The following is a 21,831-nucleotide window of genomic DNA, read 5'->3' on the forward strand; positions in this document are numbered from 1 at the left end:
CTGACAAGCATGAATGGTGCCCCCATCCACGGCGGCTTCACCGAAGCCGAGCTGTCCCACCTGCTCCACCGCGCTTGCGAGACAGCCGGGTTCCGCGCCGACGGCGCTGTGATCGTTCGAGGGCAGACCAACGCCGTCATCCGGCTGCAAGCTCCACCGGTCATCATGAAAATTGCCCGGGCGGGGACCGACCCAGCGGAGGTCGAGCGGACTGTCCGCTTCGTCAGCTGGCTCATGGACCTGGGCTTCCCCACCGTTCCTCTCTACAAGCGCGACATCCAACCCCTGATCATCGACGGCCACGCCATCACCCTTTGGGACTACCTCCCCCAGCCACCCGAGCCTGTCCCCACTGAGGCCCTGGCAAAGCCCCTCAGCCGTCTCCACAGCCTCAACCAGCCCCCGGTGGCGCTGCCACGATCCGACGCCATCGAAGCCATCCGCCGATCTCTCCGCGCAACCAGCCTCCTACCCGAAGCGGACCTCCGCTTCCTGCAAGAGCGCGCCGATCTGCTGGAGTCGAAACTGGCTAACGTCCAGTACGCCCTCAACCCCGACGCCATCACTCAGGGCGACCCGCACCATCGGAACGCCCTGCACAGCTCGGAAGGGGTTGTCCTGTGCGACTGGGACAGCCTCGCCATCAGCCAGCCCGAATGGGACCTGATCACGATCGAGGTACATTGCCGGCGCTTCGGCTACGGCCAGGCCGCGTACGGCAAATTTGCTCAGGCGTACGGCTTCGATGTCACCGCATGGAGCGGCTACCGCATTCTGCGCGACCTGCGCGAACTTCGAATGATCTCCACGAACGCGCGAAAGTCGACCCACGCCCCGGAGAAGGCCGCCGAAGTCCTCAGGCGCGTCAACGGCCTCCGCCATGGAGATCACACGATGACCTGGAACATCCTTTGAGGAGGCAACCATGCGGTGATGCCGCTTCAGCCGTACCGTCCGTCAAGCTTGATCGTGCCGAGAGGCGTCAGGCCCTCGCAGATCCACAGCAAGATCAACCTGCCCCTTGGTCGATAGCGGCCTCGTAGAACGCGTCGGCGAGCGCCGTGATGATCCCCTTGATCGCAGGCCCGTCGCTGAAGAAGTAGTCAGCCATGGTGTTATGCGCCTCCTGGTTGTCGGCGACGACCTCGGTAACAGCGGATTGAAAGTCCTGTGACTCCATGAACTGCTTCTTCGAGTTCACACGGGTTTGCTGGACCAGGTCCGGGTTGTCGAGCAGTCGCTGCACGAGCCCCTGCACGAACTCCCGGATCTGGGACTCGGCGAACGACTCAGCGCCGAAGAGGTCGTTCATCTTGTCGATGACGACCTGGAGCGCGACATACTTCGGCTCCTTCTTGGCGCCGGTGCCTGCTGCGCTGATCCCCTTCAACTGCCCGTCTCCGGTCAGCGAGATGTCGACCGCGATCTTCTTGGTGTGCTTGACTCCGACCAGGACCACGTCTGAAAGATCGACCTCGGCGCTCCACGAGGACTCGGCGATGACCTTCTCCAGAAGCCGGAGGAAGATCGAGAGCATCTCCAGGTACGGATCGCCGTAGTCGACGATCTGGCTCATGAAGTCATAGAGCCGCACGTAGGTGGAGACGTCCTTGCGGAAGAGGTCGAGGGTGTTGAGCGTGACCTTGTCCCCGGCCTCGATCGCCGCCGCGTAGCGACGCCGGAAGTCATGCTGGGCCGGGCTGATCGCCGCAGAGAGCGCGTTGTTGCCCTTGCGGGTGACCCATAGCTCGGCGACCTGGCGGACCTGCTCCTCGGTGTAGATCCCCGGCTGAGCGAGCTTATCGGCCAGGTGGATGACGACGTACGGGTTGGTCTCGGTCTCCAGCGTGGCGTTGGTGAAGTACGGCTCGAAGGCGGCCCTGATGTCATCAGGCTTGTTGGCGAAGTCGATGACGAACGTCTTGGCCTTCTGCTCCCCGCCGGCGGTGCGATGGGTGCGGTTGAGCCGGGAGAGCGTCTGCACGGCGGTGACCCCAGAGAGCTTCCTGTCGACGTACATCGCCGAGAGCAGCGGCTGATCAAAGCCGGTCTGGAACTTATTGGCAACCACCATGATCTTGTACGCTTCGCCCTTGAACGCCGCAGCCAGGTCGGAACCCGCTCCGGGGTTCATCTTGGCCTCGGTGAACTCGTCGTCCTTCGACGGCGCCGGCCCCCAATCCTGGCTCCACTCGTCGTTCTCGGCCATCGACACCGATCCGGAGAAGGCGACTAAAGCCCGGTAGTTGTAGGACGCGTCCACGGCGGCCCGCTTGGCCATGTAGGCGTCGATCGCTTTCCTGTACTTCACCGCGGCCTTGCGCGAGTCGGTGACGACCATCGCCTTCGCCTTGCCCTCCAGCAGGTGGGCGACGTTGGCGTGGAAGTGCTCGACGATGATCTGCACCTTCTGGCTGATGTTGGTCGGGTGCAGCTGAACCCAGCGCATCAGCCCCTTGCGCGCCGCCGACTCCTCGACCTCGCCACCGTCGCCACTCTCGGCCTTGCCGGCGATTTTCAACGCGGTGTCGTAGGACTGGTAGCCCTTGAGCACGTCGAGGATGTAGCCCTCCTCGATCGCCTGCTTCATCGAGTACAGGTGGAACTCGTGCGGCTTGCCGTCCGGCCCCTTGCGGCCGAACAGCTCCAGAGTCTTGTTCTTCGGTGTCGCCGTGAAGGCGAAGTAGGAGATGTTCTCCGACTCGGCCCGCTCGGCCATCTCAGAGGCGAGAACCGCCTCGACGTCAACCGAGCCGCCCTCCTCGATCTCCTTGATCTCCTCAGCGGTCAGAACCTTCTTCAGCTTCGAGGAAATCTGCCCCGACTGCGAGGAATGCGCCTCGTCGGCGATGACGGCGAACCGCTTGCCTTTCAGGCCTGAGTCGGCCCTGATCTCATCGAGTGCGAAGGGGAAGGTCTGCACCGTCACCGCGATGATCAGCTCACCATTCTTCAGCGCCTGGGCCAGCAGTCCGGATTTCGACTTCGCACCAGCTTTGCGCACGTCCTCGGGGCTGATCGTCGCGACGATCTTCCCGCTGCCGTCGATCTGTCGGATCGCGTCCTGCAGCTGCCCGTCGAGCACCGTGCGGTCGACGACCACGATGACCGAGTCGAAGACCTTCTCGTCGTTGACGTGCAGGCGGGCGAGACGGTGCGCCGTCCAGGCGATCGTGTTCGTCTTCCCCGACCCGGCGGAGTGCTCGATCAGGTACCGGTGGCCGACACCCTCCTCGGCCACAGCGGCCACGATCTCCGTGACCGCCTCCCACTGGTGGAACCGGGGAAACAGCATGTTCGTACGGCGCACCGAAGTGCCGGTCGCGACGTCCCACTCCTCCTTGGTCTCCACGATCATCAGCCGGCCGATGATGTTGAGCCAGGCGTGCTTCTCCCAGACCCGCTCCCACAGATACGCCGTCGCTGACTTCCCATCCGCACCGGGCGGGTTCCCAGCGCCGTCTTCGAAGCCGGTGTCGAACGGCAGGAAGTGCGTCTTCTCACCCTCCAGCCGGGTGGTCATCGCGGCCCGGTCATTGGAGACCGCGAAATGCACTAGCGCCCGGTGCCCGAACGACAGCAGCGGCTCACGCCGGCCGTTGGTCATCGGGTTGCGGCGCTTCTGGTACTGCTGGATCGCCTCGCTCAGCGACTGGGTGAAGTCCGTCTTCAGCTCCACCGTCGCGACCGGGAGCCCGTTGATGAAGAACACCAGGTCGATGCTGCGCTGGTCGGCGGTCGAGAAGTGCACCTGCCGCATCACCCGCACGCGCATCGCCGCGTACTCGGCGTTCGTCGTCGCGTTCAGCGACGTCTCGGGCCGGAACTGCGCCATCTTCAACCGGCCGCCACCGATGTACTGCACCCCGGTACGCAGGATGTTCAGCATCCCACCACCGTGCTCCAGCGGCTTATCCAGCGCCGTCGCCAGCACATCGAGGAAGTTCGCCTGCGACCCCGCCGCCTTCAACGCCTTCTCGTACGCTGGCCTCTGCGTCGCCTCCAGCCACGCGAACAGATCCTCAGGGAACAGCGCCCGCTCACGGTCATAGCCGGTGTCATTGGCCGAGTACAGCCACCCATGGGCCGCGAGATGTTCACAGATCTCGGTCTCGAAGACGACCTCATTATGGTCGGCCATCACGCCACCTCACGTACGTCGATCTGACCTGTGACGGCGGCAGTGATCAGGGCCGCTCGGCGCTCGCGAGCGAGCTCGATGAACCGCTCGGTCTCTTCGATGAGCTGAGAGATCTTCGCAGTCTGCTCGTCCAATTGATTGGCGAGACGGCGCTGTTCGTCTATAACCGGAAGCTGCACGACCAGTTCGCGGATGTCTCGCTGGGAGATCTTCTGCATCGAGTGGCTCATGCCTTTCGATGCCGCGCTGATCTGTACTCGCACGCTTGGCGAGGCGAGCGCATAGGCGACGAACGACGGATCCGCATCAGTTGTCAGGGAGATTCCGTAGGTGAGGTCGGAGAGAAGGAGCCGTGGGTAGTCGCCATCGACCACGGCAGCGGCTCCTACCAGGTCCTTAGTGTTCGAACGAGACATAACAAGTTCGCCGCGCCGAACCGCGAACTCTGGCCGCGGAGTCTCGTCGTCAGGGAGCCTTTTGTTCTCTGCAGGATCGAAGCGTCCAGTGTTGGCACACCCGACTTTCAGGACTCCCCACTCCGAGACGCCATCCGCTGGCCAACTCTCGCAGTTGGGACTCCAGCCCTGACGAAGTGCCTGAATGACCCTTCGCAGTTCTACTTGCGCACCGTTCGAGGTCGCATGCGCGATGACGGCAGTTCGTCGCTCACGAAGAAGCTTAATGAGGCACTGCTGCTCCTCGATTAGCATGTCGATGCGGGCGATCTCACGGTCGAGGTAGTCGACAATGGCGCGCTGCTCCCGAAAAGGCGGAATAAAGGCGTCGATCGTCTTCAACACGGAGAATGGAACCTCAGTGGTTCGAACGTTCGCCTGGTCGCCAGCCCCGATCCCACGCTCGCGCTTGATGAGCTCCTCAGTGAACCAGGATGACTTCATCAGGTAGCAAATGAAGTGGGAGTCAGTTCCTGGACGTGGTCGCATAACCTCGTAGTGGTAGGTCACCAAACCGTCCTCGGCCGCCACGCCCATTGCGCCTGCTCGAATACTCATCTTGTTGAACACGATGTCGTTCCGACGGCAGACCTTGTACGCGTCGAGAGATTCCGCCCGTTGGGGCGCATCCGTCAGTTCGCTCCGCCGGATCACCCCGCGAGTTTGGGAAACCGACATCAGCGGAAGATCGATCCCGGGGATGCGCTCATCAATCTTCTGCATTGCGTGCCCGAACCGCGTCACCTCTCCACCTCCCTTAGCAGGTCGAGGATCTTGGTGACCTGCTTCTCCAGGTCGGCGTCGATCTCGGCGAGGGGGCGGGGTGGCGCGTACTTGTAGAAATGGCGGGTGAAGGGGATCTCGTAGCCGACCTTGACCTTGGTCCAGTCGATCCAAGCATCAGGCACGTGCGGCTTCACCTCCGTGTCGAAGTATGCCTGGATGACCTCGATCTTGCCAGCAGGACCGGCGGCCGAGCCACCGTAGGTGAACGGCACGTTCTCGGTATCGCGCTTCTTGGAGTCGGGCTTGGGGTTGCCCTTGCGGTCCACGACGGGCTTGCCGTCCTCGTTCAGCAGCGGCCGCTCGACGGTGATGGTCCAGTAACCGAACTCATCAATGCGGAGAACCTTCGAGAAGTCCAGGTCGGCGTCAGCGAAGTCGGCGTACAGCCGGACGATCTTGGCGCGGTCGGCGTTGCTAATCTCACGGCCCTTGTTGCCGAGGTTCTTGCGCATCTTGGTCCAGAACGAGGTGCCGTCGATGAGCTGGACCAGGCCCTTGCGGTCGGGGTGCTTGGTGTTGTCGAGGATCCAGATGTACGTGGCGATGCCGGTGTTGAAGAACATGTTGGTCGGCAGCGCGACGATCGCGTCGACCAGGTCGTTCTCCAGCAGCCACTTGCGGATGTTGGACGGGCCGGACTCGGCGGCGCCGTTGAAGAGCGGCGAGCCGTTCATGACGATCCCGGCCCGTCCTCCGCCGTCCTCCGGGGCGCGCATCTTGTGGGCCAGGTGCAGCAGGAACAGCATCTGGCCGTCTGAGGTGGCGGGCAGGCCCGGCGCGAACCGGCCGTACGGGCCGGCCTCGTCGCGCTCCTTGGTGACGGCCTTGGCGTACTGCTTCCAGTCGACGCCGTACGGTGGATTGGACATGCAGAAGTCGAACTTGCGGTCCTTGAAGGCGTCGTCGGTGAGCGTGTTGCCGAAGGCGATGTTGGATGCGTCGTGGCCCTTGGCGAGTAGGTCGGACTTGCAGATCGCGTACGACTGCGGGTTGTACTCCTGACCGTACAGGCTCAGCCGGGCATCCGGGTTCTGCTTGAGCAGGTGCTCTTCAGCCAGGGCGAGCATGCCGCCGGTGCCGGCGGTGGGGTCGTAGAGCGATCGGACGATGCCCTCCTCGCCCAGCGCAGCGTTCTTCTCGGCGAAGAGCAGGTCGACCAGCAGCCGGATGGCGTCACGCGGCGTGTAGTGGTCGCCGGAGGTCTCGTTCGCGGCCTCGTTGAACTTGCGGATGATGTACTCGAACGCGTCTCCCATGTCGGCGTTGGACACGACATCGGGGTGCAGGTCGACGGCAGCGAAGGACTTCACGACCTCGCGCAGGAGGCCGGCCTTCTCCAGGGCGATGATCTCCTTCTTGAAGTCGAAGTACTCGAACACATCGACATCAGCGGAGAACCGGTCTATGTAGTCGACCAGGTTGTCCTCAAGCCCGTCCGCATCCTGCAACAGGTTGGCGAAGCTGTACTTCGAGGTGTTGTAGAACGGCCGGCCGGTGGCCTTCTTGACCTCGATCCGGAGCCGGTTCGGGTTCTCGTATTTCGCGGCCAGGTCCCGGACGGTCTCGCGGTCCGGTTCTAGGATGCAGTCGAGGCGCCGAAGGATCGTGAACGGGAGGATCACGTTCCCGTACTGATTGGGGCGGTAGGGACCCCGAAGCTGGTCGGCGATCGACCAGATGAAACTACCAAGCGTGCTCACAAGGCTCCTCACCGGAATAACTAAACGCACATTGCTGTGCTGGCCCACTAAGGTAGTCGCGCCCACGCAAGTCAGCGCACGTCCGCTGACGAGGCGTCATGAAGCCATCTTCGCGCACCTCGACCTCCTGCGACGCGGGGAATCGAGAGGATTTTCAGGCCCGCCAGCAGGCTAGCGGAGGGGGCCGACACAAGCGCGAGCAACGAGAGGTCAGGCAGCGTCGGCGAACTTCCCCTCGCACAGGCCGCACCGCCCCACGCGGGTCCCGCGGCCCCGTGGAACCTCGCATACTCGGTGCGACAGCCGGGCAAACGCGCTGATCACACGCACTGCATCTCTCAGCCGACCCCCTCGGCCGAGCACGCCCTGATCACGAAAAATCGGAGTTCTGACTTAAAGTCATCGCATCGATTAGATCTTTGATCGATCGCGACTCTTCCACCAGTTGCGGCTTGAGTGTGCTGTGGTATGAGACGAGGCGGACCCCATCCCGTTGTACACGATTGTAGAAATAGCATGTACTGCTTGAGCCGAATTCGCCTGGATGGAATTGGACTAGCGGAACTATGGGCAGCGCTCGGCTCCCATCTCGCGACAGTAGGTAGAGACCGCTTTCCTCCATCGGAGTTGTTACTTGAACTTCTTCATGACGGAAGGGCGCGTTAGGCCCCATCGCGACTTCGACATCATGGTAGAAAACTCCGTGCTTGAAACGAGTGCTGCCTGCACGGACAAGTGGGTAGTCGAGCCAGCCGTCGCCGATCGCATTCCTCAGCGCATGGAGGTGGCCTATAAGGACGTCCAGCTGTTCATTGAGAGTGCCATCGCTGGCAGCTCCTGCATGGCCACTCCAAGAATTCCGCAAACTGATCACTTCAACAAAGATCCGCACTATCTCAGTGCTCAGCAAGTTTTCGAGAAAATCCTGCGGCGGATCGGCGAAGGCTGTTCTAACCCGCGCCTGTTCGTCCGTATCGGCCCCGGCGAGGTGTTGCCGGTAGACCTTGGCCAGTCGTTGCAGAACGATCTGCCAGACTCCCAGAGTGGCGCGCTCGGGACTCAGCCCCACCTCAGCGAACTTCTGCGCGAGGTTCAAGCACTCTTCAGCCATTCGCGATTTGTCTTGAGCGAGGGCAGACATCAGCACTGCGGCATGAAACTCAATTGCCGCCTCCCAGAAAAGGAAGATCTGCTTATGCCGTGCATGCACGTTGTTGCCTTGAGATTCGAACGCCCATAGCGCGCTCGCGATTGGAAAGGGGAGGCTACTCGCCCACTCAACAAGGTCACCAGATCGGATCAGGCGACTCGCCTCACGATAAATATCCGACCGCTTCTTTGGGTCATTCCAGAGCTCCTTGCGAGCTTCAGAGATTCTCCGGCTGGCAGCGTCTAGGACGGTCTCGGCGCGAGCGAGTTCGCGCTGCACAGCGAGTGACGGAAGGGCAACTAAGGTTTCGTCCGCCATGCCCCAGGCGTCTCGAATGCTGACGGCTCGCGGGCTGGAGTAGCCGAGCCCGCCACGGCTGACAGCCGCCGAGCGCAGTTGTCGCCCGAGGGGGGAGTTGAGCCAACCGGCGAGGTAAGCCGGATCGGCCAGATCCTGATCGATATGCATGATCAGCAATCGATTCCCTGGGGCCACTTGTTCTGGATCTCCGGACACTGCGTCGAGATGCGGTTCGACGGGCAGGACGAGGCTCATGGTTCCCGCAACGGCGGACAGGGACGATGCGCGCTCCGGTGCTTTCGCTGAGCGCACGTAGGACACGAGACGGACCAACTCTGCCAGGCGGACAATCGGCCAGCCGATGGATTGTATCTCCCGCAACACTCGAGGTGGTAGTGCGGTATGGAAGATGCGATCCACATCGATCAACGTGAGTTCTGAGTGTGGAGCTTCTTCTACCTCGGGAGGTGCACTTCCATAGCGCTCATCCCGCCACGTGTTGATGTCCGAGGCCGCAGGAATGATCGCATTAAGTACTGGCACTTCAGTGGACTCGGCGCCGGACACTGCGACGATCCCCTGATATGTGACTTTGACGCGACGGTATTCCAGCTCCTTCGCCTCAACTGTCCTGCTGGTCGCGTTTCCCTTGAGTCTGCCCAGGCTTCGAGACAGCTCCTCTAGGCCGGCGGAACTAACGGCTCGGCGTTCTGCATTACCGTTCCGGATATCCTCGTAGAAGCCGCGGAGGTCGATAAACTGGATCTTCCCTTGGCGTGTTTTTGGCTTGAGGTTAGAGAGGACGAGCGCGTACAGCCGAATATTTGTGTTTGCGCTTAGCCCCTCCGGAAGGGCAATGACCGCTTCGAGTAGATCTTCATGAAGCAGCCACTGGCGGATCGAGTTGCCCGAACTGTCAAACAGAGGTTTTGGGGCCATGAGAATAACAGCGCGCCCGCCTCCGTCCACGGGGGCACGAAGCTTGGATATCAAGATCTGTGTGAATAACAGCGACGCGTCGCTCTGGGCCGGCAGTCCGCCAGGGTAACGCCCCATCGGGCTTCCATGCTCAGCCTTGCAATGGTTGAGGCTGTCCCGCCAATGCAAGCCGTAGGGGATGTTGGCCACTGCGTAGTCGAATGTGCGGTCCGGAAAGGCATCCTCTTGGAGTACGTTCTTCCTGCTCAGTGTGGCGTCCACATCAGAGAGGAATGCGTTGGCCGTGGCATACTGCAGAGCAGAAGAGTTGACGTCTTGGCCCGCCAGGGTGAACGGTCTTCTGTGGTTCATGGCTTCGATGACCGATAGGGCAAGCGTGCCGGATCCGCAGGTAGGGTCGTAAAGTTCCGCAGGTCCAGGCCGACGCGAATCCTTCTCGTACGCTGAAAAAGCCGTCACAACCACCTGCGCGAGAGATTCGGAGGTTGTGTACTCGGCGCGAAAATAGTTCAACCGCGAGAGCACAGGCAAATACTGACGTATCTGCTCGGGGGTGCAGCGGTCCAACCACTCCTGTTCGCGCTCCATGGCAAGCGTTGTGCGGGGGCTCCGGACGGCGCTGCCCTGCGGGGCTCCGAGATCGCTAATATCGGGCGCGGCCTTCCCTGAGGTCCTGACCTTCCACTGCACTGCATTTGCTACTAGGGCATCGACGGCCCGGTGGACGGGCAACTCGCCTCGCAGGAAATCAAGCACTTGTAAGACGTGGGCCCTCACGTCGTCCTGAACTGCGTCCTTCTCCTCGCCCATGCACAGCCTTTGGTCGTAGGTCGCGCGGACCTCCCCTGACAGCATCTACGCGCATTGTCGAGATACCTTGCCGACACCACGATTACAGTGTCGTCCCTCTCGACATCCGCGGCCGATCTTGAGTCTAGTCCGGATTGCTTAGGTTCGCCGCCTAGGCGAGGAAATCCCGGTCGGCCAATTGGGCCATCCTTCGCGACCGTTCGGGCAAAGCGGCCCAGACCACTTGATCGTCGGGTAGCCCGACTAGGAGTCTTCTGAAGATGTTGCTGGTGTGACGGAGCGGGGGTTGAAGGTGCGGGCATTCGGGGGCCGGGGGTTGGACCTTCCCTCGGGTTGCTTGCGCTGGATGGGCCTCAACCGGTGGCGGGCTGCAGGATCCAGGTGCCCTGGGCGGTGGTGAGCCCGAGGTTGATCAGGCCGCGCAGGTTGAGGGCGGCTGCTCGTAGGTGGAGCCAGAGGTTGTTGCGCTGGACGCCGTGGTAGCGGAGTCTGCGGGCGCGGCCGTCCGCGCCGATCAGCCATGCGATGGAGCGTTCGACCATGGGGCGATGTTGCCGGTAGACGGCCCTCAGGCCGGGGTCGGTTGCCCATTGCCGGCGGGCCTGGCGTAACAGCGCGTCATGGGGGTGCAGCTGCAGGGAGCGGCCGTGCTTGCTGCTCGTGCAGCGCTCGCGCAGCGGGCAGGAGCGGCAGGCGACGCCGAAGGTCACCGACCGTGCCGCGGTGATGTGCCGTCTCACCCCGGCCGGGCAGATGACGGTGCCGCCGGCTTCGTCCACGATGAAGTCGTCGATGGTGAAGCCGCCGGCCACGGCCGGGCGCAGCGGGGCGGGCTTGAAGATGACCGTGTGCCCGGCATCGAGCAGCGCGCGGCGGGCGTCGCCGGTGCCATAAGCCGTATCGCCCAGCACCTCGAACGTGGCAGGTCCGGCGGATGACTCGCTCAGCAGGTCCACGCCGACGACCGCCTCGTGCTGGTCGGCTCCGGTGGCCATGGTCAGCCGCACAGCGGTGAACAGTCCGGTATCGGGTTCGATCACCACGTGGGCCTTGTAGCCGTCCTGCCGGTGGTGCACGGTCTTGTGCACGTGCCGGGCCTGGGTGTCGACGGTGGAGATGACGCGGTCCGGGGCGACCTTGCGGGCGATCCGCCAGCGTCCGTCGGTGCCGTCGGAGCCCTCGGCCGGCTCGACGTCCTGGCCGGCCACCAGCGCCAGCAGCGCCAGGGCCTGAGCCGCGTCGTCCCCCAGTTCACCGGCGATCGCGGCCGCTTGGAACGCCTCCACCACGGTGAGTGCGTCGCTGACCAGGCCGCAGACCAGTTCCTGGCGCGCGGCGGCATCATTCCAGGAGATCGCGGGCTTGCCCGGATCGGTGTAGTCGGTGGCCCGGCAACGATCGGCGATCAGCTGGGCGGCGCCGGGCACCTGCCGGGCCGTTCGCCGGATCGCCGTGATCAGCTGGGTGATGGTGTCCTGGGTCGCGACCGCGTCGTCCAGCACCGCCGAGTCCAGTACCCGCCGCGCCCGCGCCCGCAGCGCCCCGCTGGCCGCGGCCACCTGCCCGACCCGGCGGAAGATCCGGTCCGGATCACCGGACCGGCGCAGCCGTTGCCGGAAATACACCAGCAGCGACGGATCGAAGCCCCGGTCGTGCAGGCCCAGCCCGCAGGCGGCCTTCCACCGCAGATCACACCGCACCGCCAGCGCGGCCTCGGGATCGGAGTGGTGCAGCAGCACCTGCAGGACCGTCACACACGCCAGCACCTGCGGCGGGACACTCGGCCGGCCATCGGTCGCGGCATACAGGTCGGCGAACATCTCCTCGGGCAACAGCTCATCGCGATGCTCGGCCAAGAACGCGTACACACTGCCTGCCGGGATCAACTCCCGGCAGGTGCTCCACACATCCGGCCCCACCGGCCGCTCGGGACGACGCCCCATCATGCTACCCAGCCTGACCCTCGACCTACATGATCGGAAGCCTGACCAGCAACATCATCAGAAGTCTCCTAGGCGGACATGACCTCGAACTCTACCTGTACCTGTTGCATGCCGCCGTAGACGCAGGTGTTCGTCATGGCGCGCACCCTACGCATGTCTAGCGTCGCGCTCCAATCGCCCACGGGACGAGGCCTACGTGATCAGGGCTGGGGATGGTGGTGCGCGTCTATGGGCAACACTGGTCCGTCATGTGGCAGCTCAACGACTCGTCTTCTTAGGCGGCCGCATAGTCGAGGGAGCACAATCGTCGATCTTGTTCTGTGGTGTTCCGTGAGAGGACGTAAGCTAGCGAGAAACCGCGACAAGCGCCTGGAGGCGTACGGCCAGGTCAACGGCGTCGTCGGAGAGTCGGCGCTGGCGGTGAGGAGCATGGCGAATATCGAATCTACGGGGGTACACCTGACCTCTCCGTGAGTTTGCCGCCAGATGCCGTGATGACCGCCGCCCGCGTAGGGACATGCGTGGGATGATCTTGCAAGGCCAACGGGGCACCAGAGGCGTTCCTGCAGCTCAGAGCCCATGCAGTGGCCGTTCTGCTCTCGCTCTCCTGATGCGGCGTCGATTGGCCCGGGCAGTGACGATCGCTCACTTCGGTTCCCGGCATCGAGCTCGGGGCGATCGACGCCAAGCCCCTCCTACGTCCGGACTCGGCACCGGTGACCAGAGCTGAGGTAGTGCGAAAGTTGACGACAACGTCGACCCTCTGAGCGTATAGCGGCAGCTCCAGACCACCGCTGACCTTGGCCGGCATCACGGGAGCCAGGGCATTGGGGGCATTGGGTCCGACTGAAAGCAGACGGTCGTGCCTGGTCTCCGATGCAGCCTCTGTGGGGCTTCGTGCAGTGGGGAACGACAAGAGGCCCCCGGCGTATCAAACCTGACTTGGACGGGGGCCTCTTGCACTATCGCGGCGCCTACTTGGACCTGTTGGCGTTCTCAAACCGGCGATGGTCCCACTGCTGCACGGCGGCCAATAGCCGCAGTGTGAACCACCTTCCGGGGAGGAGTGGGCCGACCAGCAGCGCAGGGGCTAGGAGGACGATCAGAAACAGCAGCGGTAGCGTCTCGACGACAACGGCGATCGCCATCGGCCATGACGGGACGTTGTGGCGGTTGTACGGGGCGGGGAAAAACATACAGGTGACTCCGTTTCGAATCAGGCCGCTTCTCAGTAAGCGGCGCCAGGCATCAAGTGGAGCACCAGGCGTTTCCCGCGTTCCCGTCGAGCTCGGGGGGTTCAATCTCTACCCTGGCGGCATGCCACGCACTCCGCCATCGCCTGCCGACCATGAGCTCATCAACCGCGCCGCCGCCCAGGGCGTCACCGTGTCAGCCCGCCAACTCGAACGCTGGCGGGCCGATGGCCTCCTGCAGCCCAACGAGGTGCGGACGCTCGGTCGGGGTCGGGGAAGGACCTCCACACCCTCGCCGGGGGCGCATGAGATGGTGGTGTGGCTCGGCCGGCACGCGGGCCCGGGCAAGCGGCCCGGTGATCTGGCGCTCATGGCGTTCGGCGAAGGCATGCCGGTGCCAGAGGCCACCGTCCGAAAGGCGTTCGCTGAAGCCATCAAGGTTCCGTTGGCGGATGACTTTCCGCCCGAGCATTCCGCGGAGGACGTCGCAGCTGCCAACGCAGCTAAGCGTGGACGTAGCGATCCCGTGCCCGCGCGGATACGTCGCATCGACGCCGCTATCGCGGCCGTATTGAAGGCCGCGGGAACTAGCGTCGCCGATGTGACACGGACCGTTCTCGCTCAGTTCGAGCGACAGGCCCCACCCGCCCAGGTGGAACCCGCAACCCGGCATGACTGGGTGCACGGCGGCACGATGGCGGCTCTTGAGGGAGCGGGCACCCTGGACGTTGGGTACCTGGGAATGCTGGCTCGGGGGCTGGCTCCGCTGGGGGTGCTGGAACCTGCCGCAGAGGACTTGGAGCTCCGTTGGCCGGGCAGCGAGCAGGCGGCGGGACGGTTGCTGACACCCGAGGATGGTCTTGCCTTCGTGCCTGACGGCAGCTTGAAGGAAATCTTGCTCAGACTCGCACGGGAAACGTCATTTCCTGATCTTCGGCAGGCGTGGCAGATCGCTGCTCACCTGCCCGTGTGGGCAGTCGACTTGTGCGACCGTGTTGAGGTTGAACTGGCCACGCGCGAGTCCACGGAGGCACTGAGCGAGTGGGCGCAGACCATGTTCGGACCGACCCGGGGCATGCTGGTCACCGCGTTCGACAGTGCCGGGCAGAGTCCGGGGAAAACCGCGGTTGATGCACTAATGCTGCTGTTCCAGCGGGAAGCACTGCGGCGGCTCTTGGCAGAGATCCCTGACGCTGAGGTGGAGAACCTTGAGCAGCCGTGGGCATTCCCTCCATGCATGACCGCGTTCATGACGGCCTCAACGCCAGAGTAGGAGGAACCGGTGTCTACACCTCGTCCGTGCCCGATTCCGTCCTCAGCCGACAGGAGGATTCCCAACCGACTCCATCACTGCCCGCATGGCGCTGATGACGACAGCGCCGCCGACAACGTCGGCCACCATGAGCGTCTGGCGACATCTGGGGAGTACCGCTGACCTCGCGCGGCGAGGAGGAGCCGGGTAATTGTTCCGCCTGGCCGACATCACCGCTCCTGTGGACGCAACTGGGGCCATCCTCACAGGAGATTTACCTCCAGACCGAGACCCCTGTCGCCTTAGGCCACTGATCAGCCGCTTTCGCGCAGGGGCACGGACCTGCTGAATGTCTGCTTCTGGTCAGCGTAGACTCTGCCTCCAAGAGAGGACCCAGAGTGTAAGAATTATCGAGGTCGAGCACCTTCCCCTGTAGACACCCCCCGTATCAGCGCCTCCCCCGAGGAACCATGAAAGCGGACACTCGCACCCCGGCCGAAATCTTCGCTAGCCCTATCCGATATCTGATCCCTCTATTCCAGCGTCCCTACGTCTGGAACAAGGCGGACCAGTGGGAGCCCCTGTGGGACGACGTGCGCGCTGTTGCCGAGCAAGTCCTAGATGCGAAGAACTCGCTTTACGGAGGATCGTCGATACCTCCACACTTTCTCGGAGCGATCGTCCTGGAACAGCAGCTGACGCCGACCGCCTTCATACCCGTACGACATGTCATCGACGGGCAGCAGCGTCTGACGACCTTGCAGATCCTCCTCGATGCCGCGCAGCTCGTGGCGGAGCAGCATGGCTCGGCCATCGATGGCAAGGCCCTAGAAGCACTCGTCCTCAACAATAGGGACTTGGTACAGCACCCCGACGAGGCCTTCAAGGTATGGCCGACCGATCGTGATCAGGATGTATTCCGCGCCGTCATGGACAACGAGCGAGAGGTGACAGGTGAGCTCGCCAGCAGCAGCATCGCGGCGGCGCACGTGTATTTCATGGGGGAAATCAGTGAGTGGGCGGATCCGGGCGGCGACCCTGACAAGTGCAAGCGCAGGATAACTGCATTAACGCATGCGCTCCGGAGCTACCTCAGGCTGGTCGTCATCGATCTCGAACCCGGTGACAATGCACAGGTCATCTTCGAGACCCTGAACTACCGTGGCACACCGCTTCTCGCCGCCGATCTGATCAAGAACATGGTCTTCCAGCTGGCTACGGCTCAGAATGAGGATCTGGAGGGCCTCTACAAAAAGTACTGGAAACCGTTTGACTCCAACCACTGGCGTCGCGCCGTACGGCAGGGACGGCTCTATCGGCCTTATGTTGACATCTTCATCAACTACTGGCTGACTATGCGGCGGCTCCGTGACATACCTGCCGACCGGGTCTTCACCGAGTTCCGAGATCACATCCGGACCTCAGAACTCGCGGCTTGGGAGGTCATGCGAGATCTCGCCGCCGACGCACAGGTATATGCGGAGCTTGAACACCTCCCTTGGGACTCTCCCGAAGGCACCTTCTACTACCGCGTCATCAACGTCATGGAGGCCTCAGTCGTTGGGCCGTTCCTGTTGCGGATCCTGCGGTGGCCAGAGAAGCGGATGCCGATCGAGCAGCGTCTCAAGGCACTGCGTGCGATGGAGAGCTGGCTGGTTCGCCGCATGCTCTGCAAGTTGACGACTAAGAACTACAACAGGATCATTGTCGAGCTTCTCCAAGCGCTGGACCGCAACGGACCAGAGGTCGCAGGAGACATCACGGAGGCCTTCTTCGCGAGGGGTACAGCCACCGCCGGCTACTGGCCCTCCGACCGAGAAGTCATTGAGGCCGTTCAGACGGTCAAAGTGTACAAGGACCTCACCCGCACTCGCCTTCGTATGGTGCTCGAAGCTCTGGAGGACGACGCCAGAGGGAAGTGGTCAGAGCATGAGCACTGCCCACGCGGATGCCTCACAATCGAGCACGTCATGCCACAGAGCTGGGGTGAGCACTGGGACATCGGCGTCGCCGACCACCCTGCTCGCCAACGCCGTGACCACCTCGTCCAGACGCTGGGGAATCTTACCCTCGTCAATGACCGTCTCAATCCCAAGCTCTCGAACCGACCATGGTCCGACGGAGAGGTGGAGGCACAAGGTCTCTCCGACCCGGTCCCGACCACCGGCAAGCGGACCCTGCTCCTCAAGCATGCAACCCTGAAACTCAACGCCGAGATAGTAGCGGCCCACCCGGACACCTGGACCGATGAAGCCATCGCCACCCGTTCTGCTGCGCTGGGACAGCGCCTCGCCATCATCTGGCCGCGACCGTAGCCGGACCGTGTGGGCGGGCGGGCGGGAAATACGCGGGATGATCAGACACGGGAGGCATGCCGCAGGATGCATTTGCGCAGGTTGAGCCTAGTGGGCGGACAGTTTCACAATCGCTCTCCTACAGCGGGGCGCCGGGGACTCTCGAACCTGGGGCTCGCTGCGCAACCGGTGGCCCAGCGAGCACACGGTGAAGACTCAAATGCCGCAGCGTGCTCGCCAAACTCGGCTGCGACCACATCCGGCAGCGATCTGCTCTGGCCTTATCGAGCCGGGACAGTGGCGGCGTTAAGCTACATGGGCACGCTCATCAGGCGCCGGATCTTCGGCTCGTAACGGTTGGCAACGTCCAAAAACTGATTGTTGTTCTCGCAAACGTCCTTGCCCAGCTCGCAGATGTCCAGGATTTGGTTGCCGAGGTCCAGGAACTGATCCTTCGGCACCACTCTCTGGCATGCCTCCATCCAGTTGTACCCGTCACGGACCATCACTGCGAACGTGTGTGGGGAGTCCGAGCCCTTGCGTCTCGCGATCCCCTCCAGGTCGTCGAGGGCCGCAACTGCATCAGCGAACGAGGCGGCGTCGTTAGGGTGCGTCGTCGCGTGCCGGAGCCGGATGGAGCTGCTGGTTGTCTGGACGAGGTGGTCGGTCGCGCCGCCGTCGCATCCAGTCGCCGAGTGCAGGTGGTTCGCCGCGATAGACAGATCGCCTCGTTCCAGTTCGAATTGGCCGCGTTGCAGCCAGTAATGGAAGTCCTCGTGCAGCAGGTCGTGAACCGAGTCGTAGATGGAGCGCACATCACCGTAAGGGATCTTGGTCCTCTTCATCATGTCGTGGTTCAGCAGACGAATCATGACCATCCGGTACGGGTGGTCATGCCGCGTGATGTGGCCGCCACGTTCCGCATAGAAAACCAACAGCGAGCGGATGATCTCCCCCAGGACGACTGGCTGCGCCATGAGGATCGAGCCGACGACTGTGTCAGCGAAGGTCTTCTGCCTACACCGCAACGAGCCCTCCGGCGTGCGGTTCAGCAGGCGCTGCCCTACCAGAACATTGATCGCGTTGACCGTCTCGACCCCGGGCGCCCCCAGTGACACGACCTGGATCAAGTCGCCCTCGTCGATGCCGTGCTGCTTGTTGACTAGCTCGGACTGGAGGAAGCTCACCGTAGCGTAGATCAGCTTGCGCTCATCGGAGAGCTGTTCGTACTCACTACACACCTTATTCTCGAACCGCTGCCTGGTGACCACCTCGATCATTGCGGCGAGCAGGCTCCGGCCGCTGAGCTTGCGCAGCTTCTCCACGCGCTGCCGCATGAATCGGTACTCCTTCAGGATGCCGAGCAGCCCATTGTCCTTGAGAATCTTCACCAGCTTCTCAAGGTCGTCGTCGTTCAGCGGGTCGTCAGCCGCCACCACGCTCGGGTGGAAGGTCGCGTCGAGAACGTCCTCACGGGTTCTCCGCACGCTCGCCACCACGAGGGTCTGGCCGTTCCTGTTCAGATGCCGCAGCAGCGTAGCCGCCTGGCTGCTGAAGATCGCCACATCGTCGACGAACATGGCATCCGGGTTCAGCCCGAGCACCTCGTCGACGACGGCCTTGCGCGAGCGTGTGGTCTCGCGGTCGATCCAGCCGACCGTCTTGCCTTTGCGGTACAGGTGGTAGGCAAAGTGCATGAGCGCGGTCGTCTTTCCTGACCCCGCCCGACCCTTCACCAGCACGATGGGCTGGGCCTTGTTCACGCCGGGTACGGTGGCGCGCCTGATGGTCTCGACCACGGACAACTTCGCCGCCTTGCCGTCGACGATATCGCCCCAGGTGGGATCGTGCCCCTTCAGATAGTCCTTGCTTCCAGCCGGCCTGTCCTTGATCAGGGACGACACCATCGAGACGCCCTTTCCCATGCGCGTCTCATCCACCAGCGCCACCCGGCGGTCCCGGCCTCTGCGGAGCTGCTCGATGCCGGGACGCAAGCTGGTGGCGGCGAAATCAGCCGGATCCCGCCTGATGTGGATCAGGCCGTTGCGGCGAAGTCGGACCCGGTCGGCCGGGATGCCCTCAGAGGTGACGACGAACCGCGCTGGGAGGTTCTCGTGCTCCTGGGTCGCGATCAGCTCCATCGATTCCCACAGGGCCTGGCTGCTCGGGGAGGCCGCCATCCACACCATTGGGTAGAGCAGCGCGTCGGTCTGGAACTGACGAAACCACTGGCTCCTGGGGTCGGTGCGACTCTTGGCCGGGCCGAAGTCGATGGTGGCGAGATCGTCGCTGACTATGCCGTTCATGGCAATAATTTCGACGTTGACGGTGGGGTCTTCCTCCGGCCGGTCATTGCAGGCGTTGAAGACCCTGGCGCTGATCTGGTTGTCGGCGCTGGCCATGGCCTTCAGGGTGTTCGAGCCTGTGAAGTCGTAAATCCGCCACCACGGGCTGCGCAGTAGGTTGCGTGCGCCCGACGGTTGAGCGCCAGGCGCGATCTGCAGCTGTTGCAGGATGCTCTGGAGTTGCGGTGCGGACAGACTGCCGACGGCGTCGGGCCAGATGCTACGCATCGATGGTTGCGAGGACGGCAGGTTGCCGTACGTCGTGACGGTAATCTGCTCCCGCAGCTCGTCGAGGTCGACGGTATCCTTCACCGCGCCAGAGACAAGCACGAGTATCATGCGGCCGGACTCGGCCTGCCGGTAGAACTCGTGCAGGTTCTTGGCCTCGTCGTACGGCTCCTCGAACACCGGCTCCGGCGCGGGCTCTTGCCTTGGCGCCCGGCGGACCAGCGTGATCCTCCTGCCTTCGGTGGCGTCCGTCACCTCAGGCTGGCCCGCCTGCCCGAACCGCGCCTGGATCAGCCTGTATGGTCGGCCCCCGACGTTCCAGGCGTCGTCACCGCCCTGTCGTCCGGCCAGCAGCAACGTCGAGCCGTCCAGCGGGAAGCCGAGCGGCAACGCCGCCGGCTCTCCCGCGACGACCACGGTCAGGTCGTTCCCGGCCTTCCATACCGCGTAGTCGCCGCCGACGGCGTATGAGAGCTGCTCGGCCGCGCACGCCGCGAGCGTGTGATCGGGCGGCGAGGCGACCATACGGAAGACCGTGTTGGCCACGACCAGGCCCACCTGCCGGTCTCCAGCGGCGATCCGGGTGCTGCCCTCGCCGGGCAGCAGCCCGGGCTGCCACGCCTCGATCTGGTAGCCGCGCGCCCAGTCGAGAAAGTCCTTGAAGACCCGGTCGCGCATGGCCTCGACGATCTCCGTGTACTCGCCGCTCCACAGGTCCGCCTCGATGTCGCGCCAGTTCTTCACCAGGGCCCGCTCGACCAGCCGCCCGGCTGCATTCTCGCGCAGGTCACCGACCCCCGGCACCGGGAGCACGAGAGGTTGGGAGTCGTACTCATAGCACTCCAGCAGAACCGCGTCGAGAATGTCTTTGCCGAACGCCACGATCACGTCCAGGCGTTCGCCCTGTTTGTGCAGCATGCGGACGCTGTCGAGAATCGGCTCGTCGTCGCCCGCCTGCGGGCCTAGACACAGGAGGTTGAGGTGGGTGTTCATCACTGCTCACGCAATCCGATCGTCTTGATGCTCGCCCGGGGAATGCGGAGGACGGTCACGCCGGGCGCGCATGTGTCCCGCTTGACGGCGATCTCCACGAACGCGGCGGTAAGCGTGGCCTCCTTGATCCTCCCCTCGATCGCGTTCTTCGGTGGGAACCGGCAGGCACCGGCCACGCTCGCCAGGTCCTTCTGCTCGACGATGACGACGCCGGGTACGGCCTTCTCGGCCGGTCCTACGAGAACAGCCAGCCCGAAGGTCAGCGCGCTGAGAGCCAGGGCCGCTGCGGCCGTTCTCGTGGCCCATTTCTGCCGTTTATCGACCTCGCCGGTTTCGATGTCGGCTTTTTGTAGGACTTTGGCTACGAAATCATCGACATCCGTTGCCTCGCGAATTTTCACGAGCTGGTGGACCGGCAGGGAAATGGCCCACACATACACCATCGCGGCGCACAGCCACAGCCACACGGCGACGACGCCGACAGCCCGGGTGACAAGTGGATGGCTGGCCAGCCCAGTGAAGGTCAGCGTGGCGACGAGACCGCCAGCGAAGAGGGTGATCGTGGACTGCGCCGTCTGCGCCCTGGTTCTGGCACTGCTGCCGGAGTGCACCCGCTCCGAGTAATAGGCACCGCCGACCGCGTCGACAACCTTATCCAGCAACGCGCTGCGATCCTCAGAACCAGGCACCATTATCCACCGTTATGTCGAGGGGAGAAGTAGCTAAAAATAGCACGGATCATAGCCCAAGCGCTTGATGACGATTCGATCCCACTGCGCCATGCCATCGTGGTTGGAGCGCCGGTGCGGACGAAAGAGATCCACGCCCGGTTCATGGTGGTTGAGAGTTCTTTCATCACGCCTGAGTCGAGGGCCGTCCATCATAGCGCTTGCGACCAGCGCTCGGCGCTGCAGAACGTGAACGGCAGGTCCAGGCAGTGAGTGTTGCCGAGCCACCCGTCGTGGGCGGGCGCGGCCTGGCCAACAAGTGACATGTTGCCAGCCTCAATGAGTGCGGGGACATACGCGGGATGATCTTTAAGATAGTTCGAGCAGTGCGGAGCATTTGCGCAGGTCAGAGCGTGCGAAGCAGCGGTATAGCCCCCACTCTCCTAAAGCGGGTGCCGCAGGTTCGAATCCTGCCGGGGGCACTCTGTGATGTCGCACGACATCGGAAACCCTCGAACCTGCGGTGGGCCGTAGGTTCAAGGGTTTTTGTTTACTTTCTGGGCTGTTGTGGCTGGTAGTCGCGGGTGGGGTCGATGGTCAGCTCGCGGAGGAGTTCGCCGGTGACGGCGTTGAT

The 21,831-nt window shown here is 63.4% G+C and carries 10 protein-coding genes; 3 read left to right on the forward strand and 7 right to left on the reverse strand.

Features of this window, described 5'->3' with window-relative positions:
- Nucleotides 1-9 precede the first annotated feature (9 nt).
- Nucleotides 10-915 carry a phosphotransferase gene (locus AB0K28_RS46465; protein WP_364383627.1) on the forward strand — a complete coding sequence of 302 codons (906 nt, stop codon included), beginning with the start codon at nucleotides 10-12 and terminating at the stop codon, nucleotides 913-915.
- 94 nt (nucleotides 916-1,009) lie between these two features.
- On the opposite strand, the gene AB0K28_RS46470 is transcribed toward AB0K28_RS46465, so the two are convergent.
- The 5 genes from AB0K28_RS46470 to AB0K28_RS46490 form a co-directional block, all read right to left on the reverse strand.
- Nucleotides 1,010-4,141 carry a DEAD/DEAH box helicase family protein gene (locus tag AB0K28_RS46470; RefSeq protein ID WP_364383657.1) on the reverse strand — a complete coding sequence of 1,044 codons (3,132 nt, stop codon included), beginning with the start codon at nucleotides 4,139-4,141 and terminating at the stop codon, nucleotides 1,010-1,012.
- Nucleotides 4,141-5,340, reverse strand: a complete 1,200-nt coding sequence (locus AB0K28_RS46475) for a hypothetical protein (RefSeq protein WP_364383630.1) — start codon at nucleotides 5,338-5,340, stop codon at nucleotides 4,141-4,143. The genes AB0K28_RS46470 and AB0K28_RS46475 overlap by 1 nt, the downstream gene beginning before the upstream one ends.
- Nucleotides 5,337-7,082 carry a class I SAM-dependent DNA methyltransferase gene (locus AB0K28_RS46480; RefSeq protein WP_364383633.1) on the reverse strand — a complete coding sequence of 582 codons (1,746 nt, stop codon included), beginning with the start codon at nucleotides 7,080-7,082 and terminating at the stop codon, nucleotides 5,337-5,339. The genes AB0K28_RS46475 and AB0K28_RS46480 overlap by 4 nt, the downstream gene beginning before the upstream one ends.
- 370 nt (nucleotides 7,083-7,452) lie before the next feature.
- Nucleotides 7,453-10,281 carry an N-6 DNA methylase gene (locus AB0K28_RS46485; RefSeq protein WP_364383636.1) on the reverse strand — a complete coding sequence of 943 codons (2,829 nt, stop codon included), beginning with the start codon at nucleotides 10,279-10,281 and terminating at the stop codon, nucleotides 7,453-7,455.
- 353 nt (nucleotides 10,282-10,634) lie between these two features.
- On the reverse strand, nucleotides 10,635-12,227 hold the full coding sequence (locus AB0K28_RS46490) for an IS1182 family transposase (protein WP_364383639.1): 1,593 nt from the start codon (nucleotides 12,225-12,227) through the stop codon (nucleotides 10,635-10,637).
- Nucleotides 12,228-13,541: 1,314 nt separating this feature from the next.
- On the opposite strand from AB0K28_RS46490, the gene AB0K28_RS46495 reads away from it, so the two are divergent.
- Both AB0K28_RS46495 and AB0K28_RS46500 read left to right on the forward strand, forming a co-directional pair.
- Nucleotides 13,542-14,690, forward strand: coding sequence for a hypothetical protein (locus AB0K28_RS46495; RefSeq protein WP_364383642.1), 1,149 nt, complete (start codon nucleotides 13,542-13,544; stop codon nucleotides 14,688-14,690).
- A gap of 449 nt (nucleotides 14,691-15,139) precedes the next feature.
- Nucleotides 15,140-16,984, forward strand: coding sequence for a DUF262 domain-containing HNH endonuclease family protein (locus AB0K28_RS46500; RefSeq protein WP_364383645.1), 1,845 nt, complete (start codon nucleotides 15,140-15,142; stop codon nucleotides 16,982-16,984).
- Nucleotides 16,985-17,274: 290 nt separating this feature from the next.
- On the opposite strand, the gene AB0K28_RS46505 is transcribed toward AB0K28_RS46500, so the two are convergent.
- Together AB0K28_RS46505 and AB0K28_RS46510 are read right to left on the reverse strand one after the other, a co-directional pair.
- Nucleotides 17,275-20,529, reverse strand: a complete 3,255-nt coding sequence (locus AB0K28_RS46505; RefSeq protein ID WP_364383648.1) for a hypothetical protein — start codon at nucleotides 20,527-20,529, stop codon at nucleotides 17,275-17,277.
- Nucleotides 20,529-21,191: a hypothetical protein gene (locus AB0K28_RS46510; RefSeq protein WP_364383651.1), complete on the reverse strand. Its 663-nt coding sequence runs from the start codon at nucleotides 21,189-21,191 to the stop codon at nucleotides 20,529-20,531. The genes AB0K28_RS46505 and AB0K28_RS46510 overlap by 1 nt, the downstream gene beginning before the upstream one ends.
- Nucleotides 21,192-21,831 lie beyond the last annotated feature (640 nt).

This window comes from Nonomuraea sp. NPDC049504, from assembly GCF_040676845.1.
Lineage (GTDB): Bacteria > Actinomycetota > Actinomycetes > Streptosporangiales > Streptosporangiaceae > Nonomuraea > Nonomuraea salmonea.

Bases quoted from the DNA above. Each gene is read 5' to 3' on its own strand.
- AB0K28_RS46500 (WP_364383645.1), top strand. From the start codon at position 15,140: ATGAAAGCGGACACTCGCACCCCGGCCGAAATCTTCGCTAGCCCTATC.
- AB0K28_RS46485 (WP_364383636.1), bottom strand. From the start codon at position 10,281: ATGGGCGAGGAGAAGGACGCAGTTCAGGACGACGTGAGGGCCCACGTC.
- AB0K28_RS46470 (WP_364383657.1), bottom strand. From the start codon at position 4,141: ATGGCCGACCATAATGAGGTCGTCTTCGAGACCGAGATCTGTGAACAT.
- AB0K28_RS46505 (WP_364383648.1), bottom strand. From the start codon at position 20,529: ATGAACACCCACCTCAACCTCCTGTGTCTAGGCCCGCAGGCGGGCGAC.
- AB0K28_RS46490 (WP_364383639.1), bottom strand. From the start codon at position 12,227: ATGATGGGGCGTCGTCCCGAGCGGCCGGTGGGGCCGGATGTGTGGAGC.
- AB0K28_RS46495 (WP_364383642.1), top strand. From the start codon at position 13,542: ATGCCACGCACTCCGCCATCGCCTGCCGACCATGAGCTCATCAACCGC.
- AB0K28_RS46465 (WP_364383627.1), top strand. From the start codon at position 10: ATGAATGGTGCCCCCATCCACGGCGGCTTCACCGAAGCCGAGCTGTCC.